Source organism: Lujinxingia litoralis, from assembly GCF_003260125.1.
Taxonomy (GTDB): domain Bacteria; phylum Myxococcota_A; class Bradymonadia; order Bradymonadales; family Bradymonadaceae; genus Lujinxingia; species Lujinxingia litoralis.
The window spans coordinates 326,774-341,589 of record NZ_QHKO01000003.1 but is presented as its reverse complement, the minus strand read 5'-3'; the positions used below and the strand labels follow the sequence as shown (position 1 = coordinate 341,589).

Annotated in this window: 12 protein-coding genes; 9 read left to right on the top strand and 3 right to left on the bottom strand. The window is 65.7% G+C overall.

What is annotated here, in order from left to right:
- Positions 1–71: 71 nt before the first annotated feature.
- From DL240_RS08725 to DL240_RS08705, 6 genes are all read left to right on the top strand, one after another.
- Entirely contained in the window at positions 72–2,066 is a 1,995-nt protein-coding gene (locus DL240_RS08725; protein ID WP_158542448.1) for an ATP-dependent helicase, read from the top strand.
- A gap of 106 nt (positions 2,067–2,172) precedes the next feature.
- The gene (locus DL240_RS19945) at positions 2,173–2,319 is read left to right on the top strand and encodes a hypothetical protein (RefSeq protein WP_158542447.1); all 147 of its coding nucleotides are present in this window, start codon (positions 2,173–2,175) and stop codon (positions 2,317–2,319) included.
- A gap of 34 nt (positions 2,320–2,353) precedes the next feature.
- Positions 2,354–3,253 (top strand): 4-hydroxy-tetrahydrodipicolinate synthase, encoded by a 900-nt coding sequence (gene dapA, locus DL240_RS08720; RefSeq protein ID WP_111729495.1) that lies wholly within the window; start codon positions 2,354–2,356, stop codon positions 3,251–3,253.
- Positions 3,250–4,044 carry a 4-hydroxy-tetrahydrodipicolinate reductase gene (dapB, locus tag DL240_RS08715; RefSeq protein ID WP_111729494.1) on the top strand — a complete coding sequence of 265 codons (795 nt, stop codon included), beginning with the start codon at positions 3,250–3,252 and terminating at the stop codon, positions 4,042–4,044. The genes dapA and dapB overlap by 4 nt, the downstream gene beginning before the upstream one ends.
- 254 nt (positions 4,045–4,298) lie before the next feature.
- Entirely contained in the window at positions 4,299–5,195 is an 897-nt protein-coding gene (prmA, locus tag DL240_RS08710) for a 50S ribosomal protein L11 methyltransferase (RefSeq protein ID WP_111729493.1), read from the top strand.
- A complete protein-coding gene (locus DL240_RS08705) occupies positions 5,195–5,983 on the top strand; it encodes a 16S rRNA (uracil(1498)-N(3))-methyltransferase (RefSeq protein WP_111729492.1) in 789 nt (262 codons plus the stop codon). Before prmA ends, DL240_RS08705 begins: the two co-directional genes overlap by 1 nt.
- Positions 5,984–5,999: 16 nt before the next feature.
- Here DL240_RS08705 and DL240_RS08700 read toward each other — a convergent pair whose 3' ends face one another.
- Entirely contained in the window at positions 6,000–6,890 is an 891-nt protein-coding gene (locus tag DL240_RS08700) for a ribose-phosphate pyrophosphokinase (RefSeq protein WP_111729491.1), read from the bottom strand.
- A gap of 336 nt (positions 6,891–7,226) precedes the next feature.
- On the opposite strand from DL240_RS08700, the gene DL240_RS08695 reads away from it, so the two are divergent.
- The 3 genes from DL240_RS08695 to DL240_RS08685 all read left to right on the top strand — a co-directional run bounded on the left by DL240_RS08695 (position 7,227) and on the right by DL240_RS08685 (position 11,433).
- Positions 7,227–10,577 (top strand): PD40 domain-containing protein, encoded by a 3,351-nt coding sequence (locus tag DL240_RS08695; protein ID WP_111729490.1) that lies wholly within the window; start codon positions 7,227–7,229, stop codon positions 10,575–10,577.
- A gap of 113 nt (positions 10,578–10,690) precedes the next feature.
- Entirely contained in the window at positions 10,691–11,173 is a 483-nt protein-coding gene (locus DL240_RS08690; RefSeq protein WP_111729489.1) for a hypothetical protein, read from the top strand.
- Entirely contained in the window at positions 11,173–11,433 is a 261-nt protein-coding gene (locus DL240_RS08685; RefSeq protein ID WP_111729488.1) for a hypothetical protein, read from the top strand. The genes DL240_RS08690 and DL240_RS08685 overlap by 1 nt, the downstream gene beginning before the upstream one ends.
- A 9-nt stretch (positions 11,434–11,442) precedes the next feature.
- Here the strand turns inward: DL240_RS08685 and DL240_RS08680 are convergent, their stop codons facing one another.
- Positions 11,443–12,753 (bottom strand): class I SAM-dependent RNA methyltransferase, encoded by a 1,311-nt coding sequence (locus tag DL240_RS08680; protein WP_111729487.1) that lies wholly within the window; start codon positions 12,751–12,753, stop codon positions 11,443–11,445.
- A gap of 132 nt (positions 12,754–12,885) precedes the next feature.
- Entirely contained in the window at positions 12,886–14,643 is a 1,758-nt protein-coding gene (locus tag DL240_RS08675; protein WP_111729486.1) for a serine/threonine protein kinase, read from the bottom strand.
- Positions 14,644–14,816 lie beyond the last annotated feature (173 nt).

Sequence of the window (14,816 nt, the reverse complement as noted above, 5' to 3'; positions counted from 1 at the left end):
CAGCGCGCACGCCAACCTTTATGTATGGAGTCCCTGTTCGGCCCCCTGCCCCCGACGGCCTGGAGCACCCCATGAAGACCTACAAACTCAACACCCCGACCGGCAGCACCGGCGGCCTCGACTTCGACCGCGACCTCAACCAGGAACAACGCCAGGTCGTCAAAGCCGGCTCCGGCCCTCTGCTGGTCATCGCGGGCGCCGGCACCGGAAAAACCCACACCCTGACCTACCGCGTCGCCGCTCTGGTCGCCCGTGGCGTGCCCCCCGAAAACATCCTCCTTTTGACCTTTACCAACCGGGCCGCCCGCGCCATGACCACCCGCGCCAGCGCCCTGATCACCAGCGACGTCACGCGTCTCTGGGGCGGCACCTTCCACTCCGTGGCCAACCGCATCCTCCGAGAAAACGCCCCGCTGCTGGGCTACCCCAAAGACTACACCATCATCGACGGCGAAGACGCCAAAACCCTGATGAAGGCCTGCATCGCCGACGCCGGCGTGGGCCACCTCGACCGCAAACTCCCCCGCGCCAGCATGCTCACCCGCCTGCTCAGCACCACCCTCAACACCGGCGCCTCACTGGCCGATGCGCTCTTCGAGCGCTACCCCTACTTCGCACACCTCCACGAGCCCATCGCCGCGATCCTCAACCTCTACCAGGCCCGCAAAAAAGAAATGGGCCTGATGGACTTCGATGACCTCCTCGCCAACTGGTACCGCCTGCTCATCGAACACCCCGAGGTCCGCCAGCGCTACGCCGCGCGCTTCGAACACATCCTGGTCGACGAATACCAGGACACCAACCACCTCCAGGGAGCGATCGTAGACCTGATGGCCTCGGTCCACGGAAACCTCATGGTCGTGGGCGACGACTGCCAGTCGATCTACGCCTTTCGCGGCGCCGACTACCGCAACATCCTGGAGTTTCCCGAGCGCTACCCCGACGCTCGCCAGTTCCGACTGGAGACCAACTACCGCTCCACCCCCCAGATCCTGGAGCTGGCAAACCGCTCGATTCGTCACAACGTCCACCAGTTCCAGAAAACCCTGCGCGCCCACCGCCCCCGGGGCCCGCTGCCGGCGCACGTCCACCTGCGCGACGCCAACCAGCAGGCGGCCTTCGTCTGCCAGCGCATCCTGGAGCTTGTCGACGAGGGCTACGAACTCGACAACATCGCCGTGCTCTACCGCTCCCACCACCACTCCCTGGAGCTGCAGCTCGAAATGACCCGCTGCGAGATCCCCTTCATCGTACGCTCCGGACTGCGCTTCTTTGAGCAGGCGCACATCAAAGACGCCCTCAGCTACCTGCGCTTTCTCTACAACCCCCTCGATGAACTGGCCTTCCTGCGCCTGGTGCGCCAGTGGCACGGCATCGGACAGAAGCGCGCCCAGCAGATCTGGATGTTCCTCTCGGCCCAGGACGACGCCCTGGCCGCCGTCGACCACCCCGACCTCATCGCCAGTCTCGGCGGGCGCGCCCGCAACTCCTGGGCGCGCGCCAGTCAACTCCTCACCCGGATGCGCGGCCAGCGCCTGGCGACCACTCCCGACCAGCTGCTGCTCACCCTGCTCCAGAGTGACTTCAAAGACCACATTCACTCGGTCTACGACCAGGCCGACAACCGCCTGGCCGATCTGGAACAACTCGCCAACTACGCCGCGCAGTACGAAACCCTCGATCACCTGCTGGGCGAAATCACCCTGCTCTCGGGCATCAGCGGCCAGGAAATCGGCGTGGGCGAATCCCACGACGATCACTTCGTCTGCCTGAGCTCCGTCCACCAGGCCAAGGGACTGGAATGGGGGGCGGTCTTCACCCTCTGGGTCAGCGACGCCGAGTTCCCCCACCAGAGCGCCAGCATGGATAGCGCCCAGCTCGAAGAAGAACGTCGCCTCTTCTACGTGGCCACCACCCGCGCCCGAGACGAACTCTACCTCTGCCATCCTCTCATTAAGACCACCCGCGATCGCACCCCCGTGGTCCTACGAGAGTCCCCCTTTATCGACGAACTCCGCCACGAAGACGCCGCACTCCCCTGGGAAGACTGGAAGATCGAGGCCTGAGCCGCTTGACACCTTCCCTCTCCCGGCTACAACCTCTGGCGCTGCATTTCATCTGCGCGCCAAGCGCATCTCACGCTCCTTATTTTTACTCGCCGACACCCCTCTTATGTTCATCTTCCTCGCCGCACTCCTCACCAGCGTCGCGCTGGGCACGCTTCTCACGTTGTTGTCACTTCGTGCCGTGTTGCTCCTGATTCAACCGGCCTCCAAGCAGCTCTCCGCACCAGGATCGTCGGGAACGACGATCGACTAACTTCCCCCGCACGCCTTCGACCGGGAGATTTGCCATGTCCAGCACCCCCGCGCTTCGCGGCGCCCTGACCGCCCTGATCACCCCCTTTACCGACTCCGGTTCCGTCGACTTCGACGCGCTCCGCGCCCTGGTTGACCGACAGATCGCCGGCGGCATTAACGGGCTGGTTCCCTGCGGCACCACCGGCGAAGCGGCCACGATGACGGAGGACGAACGCGCGGAAGTGATCAAAGCGGTGGTGGCGCATGTCGACGGACGGGTCCCCGTCGTCGCCGGCACCGGCAGCAATTGCACCGCCGACACCATCGCCTTCACGCAGCGCGTCGCCCGGGAAAACCCCGGCAAAATCGCCGCCGCCCTGGTCGTCACGCCCTACTACAACAAGCCCGGCCAGGAGGACATGATCCGCCACTTCCAGGAAGTGGCCAACGAAGGCACGCTCCCGGTCATCCTCTACAACGTGCCCGGGCGAACCGGTGTCTCCCTGACAGCCGAATCCATCATCACACTCTCGGCCCACCCGAACATCATCGGCATCAAAGACGCCAGCGCCGACATGGTGCTCGGCACCCAGATCGCCGCCCACGTCCCCGCCGACTTCGCACTTCTCTCCGGCGACGACTTCACCACCTTCCCCCTGATGATGGTCGGCGGACACGGCTGCATCTCGGTCGTCTCCAACCTCAGCCCGGAAACGATGAGCGGGCTCTGCAACGCTGTGAACAGCGGCGATCTGGCAACGGCACTCGCCATGCATCGCAAACTCCAGCCGCTGGCGCAGGTGCTCTTTGAACGCAGCAACCCCATCCCGGTGAAAGCCGCCGCCGCGGCGCTGGGCTGGTGCAGCCCCACCATGCGCGGCCCGCTTTATGCTCCGGATGAGACCTTCATCGCCAGGCTGCGCCAGGCCCTTGCCGACTTCGGTCTCTCATGAGTGAACAGGTACGCGTGGCCATCTTCGGCGCCGCCGGACGCATGGGCACCCAACTCTTAAACGAGGCCCCCGGCTTCGCCGGGGCCGCCATCTCTGCGGCGCTGGTCGCGCCGACCAGCCCGCTCCTGGGCACCCCGCTGGGGCCCGACGCGCTCACGGCAACCTGCGACCTCGACACCCTGAGCGCCGCCGACGTCGTGATCGACTTCTCCACGCCCGCAGCCTGCGCCACGCTCGCCACCGAGTGCGCACGCCGCGGCCTGGCCCTGGTCAGCGGCACCACCGGCCTGGACAGCGCTCAGCTACGCACGCTGGACGCCGCGGCTGAAACGATCCCCCTCTTGCACGCGGCCAACTTCTCGGTCGGCGTCAACCTGCTTGAACATCTCCTGGAGCTGGCCGCCCGTGGCTTTGGGGCCGACGCCGACATCGAGATCTTCGAGGCCCACCACCGACGCAAGGTCGACGCCCCCTCGGGCACCGCGCTCCTGCTCGGACGGGCCGCCGCCAGAGGTCGCGACTGGCAGCTCGAAGACGTCGCCACCTGGGCCCGACAGGGCCAGGTGGGCCCGCGCCCCGACGATGAAATCGGCTTCCAGGTGCTGCGCGGCGCCGACATCGTCGGCGAACATACCGCCTACCTCTGCGCAGCCGGCGAACGCCTGGAACTGACCCATCGTGCCACCGATCGCGCTATCTTCGCCCGAGGCGCGCTCCGTGCCGCTCTCTGGCTGGCCTCCAGACCGGCCGGCCGCTACCACATGCGTGACCTGCTCTTCGGCCCTCACTGACAGCGTGCGCCAACGTGCTTGCCTCGCCGACACGAGCTTCACCAGAGATGCCCGCCCCCTCTCGGCGGCGCCGAACTACGCTCCTCGTGCCGATCGCTCCACAGGCCACGCCCCCCTTCACTTCTCCTTCAGCCCTCCGGGCTTTCTTACTGAGCCCTTTGCATCGCTTCGTGTTGTGTCGGCCATGTGCCAGGTAAGGTGCCATCTGCGGCCCTCACTTTTCCGCTCCCCGACCCTTGCCCCCCGGATATACGATGGAAAACGCTTCCTGGATTCGCGCCGAACTGCTGGTGCCGACCGCTCAAACCGACTCCCACGTGCTCTGGAACCTCGGCGCTCTGGGCGTCGAAGTTCAGGACCGCGACACCTTCATGGACGACGCGCCCTTCGCGCCCCTTCCCGACGGCAAGGCTCGCCTCATCGCCTTCTTCGAGGCCGACGACGATCAGATCACCGGCCTGCAATCCGCCATCGTGGAGCAGCTCACCGGCGTCGAGGTCGTCTCGATCGCCTCCTACAACGACCGCAGCTGGGAAACCGCCTGGATGCGCTTCTTCCACCCGGTACAACTCTCCCGCCGGGGCATCGCCGGCCCGCCCTGGGAGGAGATGCAGGCTCCGGAGGATGGCCTGGTCATCGTCATTGAGCCCGGCATGGCCTTTGGCACCGGCACCCATGAGACGACGCAGCTCTGCAGCGCACTCCTCGACGATCTGCTGGCCGCTCGCCAGCAGGCCCCCTCGGTCCTCGACGTCGGCTGCGGTTCGGCCATCCTCTCCATGCTCGCCAGCGGCCTGGGAGCCTCCAGAGTCGTCGGTGTCGACGTCGATGCCACCGCCGTCGAAGTCGCAAAAGACAACCTGCGCTCCAACGGCTTCACCGCCGAGGAAATCGCCCTCTCCACCACCCCTCTCGCCAGGGTTGAGGGCACCTTCGACATCGTAGTCGCCAACATCCTGGCGCATATCCTTCTCGGGCTCCGCGACGATCTCCTCAGCCACGTCGCCCCCGGCGGCGATCTCCTCCTCAGCGGCATCCCCCACATCGAGCGCGACAAACTCATCGACGCCTTCACCGAGCCTGGCTTCACGCTGGTTGCCGACACCCGGCGCGGCGAGTGGGTGGCCTTGCATCTAAGCCGGGAGGATTGATGCGACGCGTACCACTGCCCGCCGCGCTCTTCGACCTTCTGGAGCGCAACGCTTCGGCGCGTCATGCCTTCGCGCTCCCCGACGAGGCTGCCCACTACGTGCGCACGGTGCTCCGCCTCGACGAAGGCAGCCCCGTCGAACTCTTCGACGGCAGCGGACGCCTGGCCCGCGCCACGCTCACCACCATCGACGCCTCGATGGTCATCGCGGAGGTCGAAGCTCCTCGCAGCAGCCAGCGCGGTGAACCGCCGGTTGAACTCATCCTCTTTCAGGCCATCCCCAAAGGCGATCGCTGGGAGTGGCTCCTGGAAAAAGCCACCGAACTCGGCGTGACCACCCTGGTTCCCCTGACTACGCGCCGCGGCGTCGTCCAGCTCTCATCCGAGCGCTTCGAGAAAAAACGTCCCCGCTGGGAGAAAATCCTCGCAGGTGCCGCTCGCCAGTGCCGCCGCGCCTGCATCCCCGAACTCCGCGCGCCACACTCCCCGACCGAGGCCTTCCAGGCCTATCCCAACGCCCTCCACCTGGTGGCGCACCTGAGCGACGATCTCACCTCCGTCCATCGCGCCCTCCACGCCGCGGAGCACCGGGGCGACATGCCACTCGGAGACGCCCCTCGCCCCATCGGGCTCTGGGTGGGGCCAGAGGGCGGCTTTGAAGACGCCGAAATCAACACCCTCCTCCAGGCCGGCGCGCGCTGCGTCACCCTGGGCCCGCGCGTACTGCGCGCCGAGACCGCCGGCGTCGCCCTGCTGACGCTGGTTCAAAACGCCCTTGGCGAGTTCTAACCCCTCCGCTCGCCAGTCAGTCCTCGATGAAGGTCCCCACCGCCGCGGCCAACTCTCCGATCACGTCAATCGCATTGGACAGGTGACTGATCGTATTACAGGTTACCACCCGCTCGACCCCCGAGCCGCGAAGAATCTGGTAGGCATCCCCCACAAATAACGCGTGCACTCCCACACATACCGGCGGCTTCAACCCGGCCTCACGCAGATGCCGCACCGTCTCGACCATCGTGCGCCCCGTCGAGATGATGTCATCCAGAATCACCGGCGTCTGATCGGTCCAGGGAGGAAGCCCACTGCCGGTGACCTTCACCTCGCGATCGCCGTGGCGGATCTTATCCATGATCACCGAGGGGAGCCCGGCTTTCTGCGCCACGGCCGCCACCCACTGGTAACTCTCCTCATCCGGCCCCACGATCAGCGGGCGCTCAATATTCTCCACCAGCCATCGCGCGATCGGCGTCGCCGACTCCGCCACCCGACTGGGAATGGCATAGCACTCGTCCAGGCTGTGGTAGCGGTGCAGATGCGGGTCGATGGTGGCCAACCAGTCAAAACTCCGCGAAATCAACGCGCCAAAATATCGGCTCGTCAGCCCCTCTCCCGGCGCAAAGCGCGCATCCTGACGCATGTAGGGAAGATAGGGCGTGGCCAATCCGATGCTGGCCGCATCAAGCTCGCGTGCCGTCTCGGCCAGAAAGAGCGCCGGCAACACCTTGGCATTGGGCCGAACCAGATTAGCAACCACCACGACCTGACGACCGGAGACCTCCGAGTCGATCCGCACATAAGTCTCTTCGTCCGGAAAGGCGCGCACCTCGGCCACGGCGAGCTCCGCGTCCAGGTGCGCGGCGATCTGCTCGGCCAGAGGGCGATCGGCTGGCGCGGAAACGATCAAGGCTTTCATCTCTGAGCTCTCCCCGGGTCCCTATGCCGCCTTCACCAGGGGACAGACCCGTCGATGCAAAAGGCCCACCGCCGAGGGTGGCACCAGAGGTTAATGACTCCACTGAGAAAAACCGTCGGCGACTCTAACACCGCCCCGGCCCTCGCCCAACCCTCAATCCGGTAACGCAGACCAGATGTGTTCAGCCGCCCGGATCACTATACTGTCCATCGCGCTTGCCAAAGTCCCCCTTCAGACCATCTTTGATGGCGGCGCGCCACTCCGGTACCGGCGGCCCCCGGAGCCTTGCCGGTCCCCTCCTTGATACCCCGGTGCGCCCTCTACTTTGGAACATGCATGTTTGAATACAACCACCGGCGCCCCCTCCCCCTGGCTTGCATCGTCGTGGCGGCACTCGCCATTGTGGCCTGCGTCTGGCCCGCGCCCGCCGACGCCCAGATCTACGTCTACCCCCGACGCCCTAACCAGTCGAACGTGCGCTATTTCGACTTCGAATGGCATCATGTCGACATCCTGGTAGGGCCCAAAGCCGACACCACAGACGCCGACCACCTCGACTCCCCACGCGGCCCCCACGATGGCCCCCTGCAACTGGGAGCGCCCCACACCCAACAGTCCCCGGCCCTGGAAGTCCAACTCCGCCCGGGAGGTGTCCGTGGCTCCGGCATATCCGGGCCTCCCCGCGGCTACCAGGCCAGCTCGACCAACGTCGACGAATTCCCCGACCCGGCCGAAGATACGGCCTCCGAGCCCCCCGAGATCGAACTCCCCGCCCAGCGCCAGGCGAAGGATGAGGCCACAAACGAGCCGGAAAGCCCCTTCAAGCCCTCTTCCCTGGATGATCGCTCCGGCGGGGTACGCCTCTACTTCTACGAGCGCGAGAGAGCCGTCGCCGAACGCGCGGCCGCCTACATCGAACACACCTACCGCAAACTCGCCGAAGACTTCCGCTACGTGCCCACGCGCACCCTCCCCTACATCCTCTACAACTCCTACCAGGAGTTTTTGCAGACCAATATCTTCCCCCTCCAGGAAGGCGTCCTCGGGGTGACCAGCCGCCGTGGCGATCTCAAACTCGTGCTGCCTTACTTCGGCGACCATCGCCTCTTTGAGCACGTCTCATCCCACGAGATGGTCCACCAGTTCACCATTCAAAAAGCCCAGGATGTAGCCCGAAGCGCCGGCGTCAGTGGAGATCCCCTCGACCGGATTCCCCTGTGGTTCATTGAGGGCATCGCCGAGTTCTATTCTCTGGAAGGCCTCGACGCCGAGACCGAAATGCTCGCGCGTGACCTCCTACTTAATCCCGATCCACATCGCGGCTACGTGATGCTCGACTTCTTCGAGGACCGCCCCTACAGCGGGCTGTGGACCTACAAGATCGGCCAGACGCGGGTTGCCTTTCTGGAAGAAACCTACGGCGCTGGCACCCTCCAGAACATCCTGGAAAACTCCTACCGCCTCCTCGGCGGACGCAACGCCGAGGTCGAACCCATCACCTTCCGCGGGCTCCTGGCAGACGTCACCGGCGATGACTCACGCACCATCGCCGCGCGCTTTGAAGGCTGGCTCAAGCAACGCTCCTACACCAGCTTTCTGGACAGCGGGCAAGACGCCCCCGATCTGAGCATCTTCACCGACACCGAGGGCGTCATGCAGACCATGACCACCTCGCCAGACGGCTTTTTGATGCTCTACCGCGCCATCATCCCGGACACCGGGCAGGTGCGTCTCTACCTCAGCGATGTGCGCGCCCCGAAACGTCACCTCCGGGTGGCGGCCGACGGCACCCCCGGCGTGGAATCGCTGCATCCCGTGGGCCCGCGCACCTTCGACGTGCGCAACGACCAGCTGGTCTTTATTGCCAGCGCCAACGGGCGCGACATGCTCTACCTCCAGGAGATCGAGCACCGCGCCGAGCGCAAGCAGAACTCCCGGGGCACCGCTGAAGGCTGGGACATTGACCTGGAGCTGGGCAAAAAACGCGCCTTCGATCTGGGGACCCGGGGGCTGCTGGCCGCCGAGACCCCTGCCTTCTCGCCAGATGGCACCAAGATCGCCTTTGTCGGTCTGGACGACGAAGGCCAGAAAGACCTCTACCTCTTTGAGGCGCACCAAAAACGCGACTTTACCCTGCGCCGCCTCACCCACGACCTCTACGCCGAACGCGGCCTGAGCTGGGGGCCCGAAGGCCTGGTTTACACCTCCGACGCCACCGAGCACCGCTACTACAACCTCTTTCAACTCGATCCCGAAGAGGGCGGCGAGCCCCGCCGACTGACCTTTGAAGATCGCGATCATCTGGGGCCCCGAGCGCTGGCCGATGGCCGCATCTTCTTCACCGCCTATCGTGCCGCCCGCGCCAACCTCTACGAGGTTCGCGACCAGGGGATGACACGCCGCACCGACATCGTCACCGGGCTCTTTGATCTGGCGCCGGGCCCGGGCAACACCCTCTGGGCCCTCTTTCACCACCGCGGCCAGCGACGCCCGGCTCGCCTCCAGGAGAAGCGCCTCCTGGACGTCGTGGCCCAATCTCCGGTCGACGAACCCCCGAACTCCGCCGCCCCGGCGCTCCTCCCGGCCCGAGACCTCAACGGCGCCAAAGCCTACAGCGCGGCGAGCTTTCGGAACTGGGAGCTGGCAAACGTCTTTGGCCTGCTCGGTGCCAGCTCCTCCGGGGTCTACGGTCAGCTGATGCTTTTGACCAACGACCGGCTGCGTAATCACGCCCTCTTTATCAACGTCCTGGCCTTCGGCGATCTCGACAACACCCTGGCCGACATCATGTACCTCAACCAGGAGAGCCGCCTGATCTGGGGCACCGGCCTCTTCCAGGACGTGCGCTACCGCATTGAGGACACCCTCCCCGACACCCCGCGTTTCCTCTCCGGTGAACGCTTCTACGGCGGACGCGCCACGCTTCGCTATCCGCTGAACCGCTTTGCCTTCATCCAGGGCGACCTGGCCCTGGGAGGCGTCTCCTACTTTCTGCCGGAAGGCTCCGAGAACATGCTCTTGCGCGAAGACCTCGCCACCCCCGACGTCGGGCGTCTGGAGCAGTGGGCGGGAGCGCATGAGGGGCCCCGCTTTCAAGCCTCACCATCGTTAAGCCTGGGCTACAACACCATTCGTTACCATCCGGGCACCGGCCCCATCGACGGGACCTCCGCCATCATCGAGACGACGGTCGACGCCCAGCCCTTCCGCCAGGAAGTCCACGGGTCGGTGCGTCTGGACGCCGAGCGCTACTTTCCGATTTACGGCCGCATCAACCTCTCCCTTCGCGGCGCGGCGGGCACCACCTACGGCGGCACGCTCTCCCGACAGTTCTACCTCTCGAGCTTCGACACACTCCGGGGCGTGGAGTTCGGCGACATCGATTACCTGCTGGGACGCAACTTCGGCTTCATCAAAACCGAGCTCCGCTTCCCGCTGAACTTCCTGTTGCGCGTGCCCCTGATCGACATCGAGGGTCTGGTGGGCGCCGACTTCGGCGGCACCGGCAACGACCTTGAAGATCTCTGGCGGTGGCGCGCCTTCTCCCCGGTGGCCGGTCTGAACTTCGGCCTGGGCCCCCTGGTCTTCCGACTGCACTTTGCCAAACCCATCGACATCGGCGCTCCCCGGCTCCCTCGCGACGGCCAGTGGATCACCAACTTCTCGTTGGGCTGGCGTTACTGGTAAACCTCCCCGCCCCCCGGGGGGCCCTCTTCCCATGGTCGGGCTTGACGCTCTTCGCGCTCTGAAGCTAAAACTTGACACGCGGTTTTCGTCTTGTCCTGTGCGGAGGTTTATCCTTGTCAGACCCTATCGAGATCTTGGAGCGTCGGCTCAAGGCGGTCCTCGATCGTGAGCAGGACACAGCCGGGCTCCACTTCTTCTGTCAGATCGGTGGTAACTATGACGATCTCGGCATCGTCACCCTCCAGATCTCTGGAGCCGGCCGCCTTCTGTTGAGCTGGCGCTTCGACGACGAGAGCCCCGAACTCTGGAGCCTCACCCTCTCCGAGCAGGACACCCGTCGTTTTATCGAGCTTTTGATCGCGCACCCCTTCTGGACGGTATCTCCGGCGCGTCGCCAACGACGCGAGGATGAGACCAACGTGCACCTGCGCATCTGTGACCAGACCGTTGCCACCTACAAAGGCGTGCAATTCTGGACCGGCGATCTGAAGGAGTTTCCGATCTTGCGCACCCTGACCGGCCGCATCTGCCGAATCATCGATCGTGTCAGCGATGGCGAGATCGATCTGGACGATTTAACGGCCGCGACGGCGTAATGCGACGACACCTGGCCATCATCGCAGGCAGCCTTTTTGTGGCGAGTCTGCTGGCCGGCTGCGAAAAGCGCCCGGAGCCAGCGGTGGACCGCGACGCTCTGACGCAGCAAGCACAGGTCGAACATCAGGCGCTCACCGAAGCCCGCGAAGCCCTCGACACCCGGGTCACCGGCGCGCTCGACGACGCCGCCGACCAGGTCCGCGAAGCGATCGAAGAGGCCGACGACATCGACGAAGCCACCTTTGAGTTCGAAGACTGAGCGCGCGACTCAGCGCCGGAGCCAGGCGATGGTCTCAATGTGGCGCGTGCGCGGAAAGAGATCGAAGAACTCCAGCCCCTCCACTCGCCAGCCACCGCCGACCAGCGTCCCCAGGTCGCGAGCCATGCAGGCCGGGTCACAGGCCACGTACACCACCGACCTTATCGTGTGACCAGGCGCGGCGAGCCAGGTGGCCGCCGCCTGCGCACCGTCACGTGGTGGATCCAGGAGCACCGCATCAAACGCCCCGGGCTCGAGCGCCTGATAGACCCTCTCATCAAAGAGGTCGGCCCCTTCAAAACTCAGCGTCTCCAGACCGGCCGCATCCGCCATCGCGCGGGCATCGGCGATGGCCTCGCGGCTGCCTTCGAGCCCGTGCAACGCTTCCACCTGCCCGTCCAGCGCAAAGGAGAAGTTCCCGGCCCCGCAAAAGAGTTCAAGCACCCGTCGGGCTCCGACCTCGTGGAGAAGCTCACTGGCGCGGGTGACCAACTGCTGATTCACCCCGGCGTTACTCTGGCGAAACTGCCCCGGCGCCATCGCGCGCTCCGCCGCCGGACGCGCCAGAATCTGGTCCGCGTCGATCTCCGGCCGTCCAAACTGCCAACGCTCTCCCCGGCTGCCTTCGATCTGGAGGCCTCGCAACGCCCCGCCCTCCTGCACGCGTTTCTCAATGGCGTCCAGTGCGGCCGCCGTCGGCGCCTCGGCGCCGGTGAGCGTCGCGCTGATCACGGCCTCGCCAGCCCCGGCGCTTTCCACCAGAATCTCCGCCTCCCCCAGGAGCGCCAGGGGCGCGCGCCAGCTCTCCAGCACCTCGTTAAGCAGCGGGATCGCGACCGCACACCTCTCGACCGGGATCACGCGGTGACTCTCGGTCTTGAAGAACCCCAGCTCAACCCGGCCCTCCCGCGAGCGGCGTTGATGAAAACTCACCCGAGTGCGATAGCCCCGGGGCGCGGGCGCCGGGTGGAGCCCGGGTTCGGGCAAGGGCGCCCCGGCGATGCGCTGCATCGCCTCAAACGCGGCCTGCGCCTTCCAGCGAAGCTCTTGCGCCGGCTCCACATGCCAGAACTGACACCCCCCACAGCCCCGCTCGGCATACGAGCACTCAGGCTTGACTCGCCAGGGCGAGGGCGTCTCCAGCTCAAGCACACGGGCTCGCGCCCACCGCTTTTTGTCGCGGGTTAACTCCACCTCAACCACATCACCCGGGAGCGCACCGGGCACAAAACACACGCGCCCATCGGGCAGCTCCGCCACCCCGTCCCCGCCCTGAGCGATCTCACGAATGTTCATCCCCTGATACCGAGCTCTGGCCATACGACCTACCTCTTACGACTTACCCTGCGGAGCCACACCGCAACGCGGCGACGCCTCCCGCGGTGGTAGAAGCCCTCTTAGCGAGCCGGCCCCGACGCCCCTGGCGTCGACGCTCAAGCTCCGCTGCATCCATTAAAACGTGCTCTCCAGCGCCTTTCGCAGGTCGCGGTCGTTGACCGCCGGCGCCCCTTTGCCGCGCTTCCCGTCCCCGCCCGCCGGCGCATCCGTCGACGCGGGCTCCTCATTCACGAACTCAAAATCCTGCGCCTCCCCCAGGCGCTGGGCTTCGGCGAGTTGCCGCACGAGCTCGCGAACCTCAAAGGTGACGTGGGCTCCGTGCAGTGCCGCGGCGCTCGCCACATTCCCCATATCCAGGGGCACCGAGGGCAGCGCCGGCGGCGGCGCCAACGCCTCGCTGCCGCCCTCCGGCACGCCTCCCCCGAAAAAGAGCAGGGCCACCGCCAGCGCCATCATCACCGCGCCGGCGGCAAACACCAGAACCATACGCCGACGTGCCTCCCCACCGGCGACGCGCTCCCCGGCGGCAGCGTCCTGCTCCGCCTGATTCGAGCGGTCCTCTTCCACAGCGGGGACAACCGCCTCCGGGGTCCCTTCCGCCGCCGCCTGCCCCACCGCGTCGCCGGGATAGGGCAAGGCCGGCCCGGGCAGTGTCTCCTCAAACTCCCGCGCGCTGCTTCCCCCAAACATCGGGAACGCCCCAATCGCGCTGGTCTGACCAAACACATCGACCTCCCGCGCCGCGCCCACTGGCGAGGTCGAAACCACCACCCCCTCGCCACTCTCCTGCACGGTGCTCGCGCCGGAGCCCTCCTTCATCCACGCCTGCAGCGCAATCGGGTCGACCTCCTCGGCGGGCACCGATGAGAGCAGGTCCGCCGAAAAGTCCCGCTCCCGAATCGCCTCCAGCCGCGCCACGACTTCTTCCATGGAGCGCGGCCGGTCCTCGGGACGCTTGGCCAACATGCTCAACACCAGCGCATCGAGCGAGGCGGGCACACTCTTGAGCCCGGGAATCGATGAGAGCGCTCGCGCCGGCTCATTGAGGTGCTTGACCGCGAACCCCATCTGCGTGGAGGCCTGAAAAGGCAGATTCCCGCTGATCAGCTCATAGAGCATGACCCCGACGCCGTAGATATCGGCCGCCGCGCCGACCACGTCGCCCCGGGCCTGCTCCGGGCTCATGTACGCCGGCGTACCCCAGAGCGTGCCCGACTGCGTCATCGTCTCGGCGCGATGATGCTTGGCGATGCCAAAATCGAGCAGCTTGGGAAACTCCCGGTTCTCCTCGACCTTGAGCAGGTAGATATTCTCGGGCTTAAGATCGCGGTGGATCACGTCCTGCGCATGCGCCTCGCCAAGCACCCCACAGATCGGCGGGATGATGTCGAAGACCTCCCGATAGCTCACAAAACGATACGCCAGCCGGTCGGCCAGGCTCTCGCCAGTCAAAAGCTCCATGACCATGTAGAAATGGCCCTCGGAGGTCTGACCGAAATCAAAGAGGCGTACCGCGTGCGGGTGCCGCAGATTGGAGATGACCCGCGCCTCGTACATAAAGCGCTTACGGATCCCCTCATCCCGGGCAAAGTCGAGCTTGAGGAGCTTGAGCGCCACGTCGGTCTCAAAATCCAGGCGGCGCGCGCTGTAGACCGCGCCCATCCCCCCTTCCCCCAGCTTGTGGTAGATCTGAAAACGCCCGTCGAAGATCGAGCCGATCAGCGGGTCCTCAAGATCCTCGAGCCCGGTCTCAATCAGCCGCGCGCCATCATCCGGGCATACCTCCAGCGCCGTGCTAAAGGTGCGTCCGCATTGCCAGCACACCTTCTCGCGCGTGGAGCCTGTCGGATCATGTTCGTCGGTAGATACCACGCGCTACTCAAAAAGACGGGTGCTCGGCCCGAAAAACGGCCGCTTCGGGCAAATCCCGGAGCCTGGTCGGCGATGCAATATAGGAGAAGCCCCCCCCCGGAGCAATCACCCATCCACGCCCCGGAATCGGGTCTGTGCGGTTGTCAGATCAGCCCGCACCTCGTAGAGTTTTT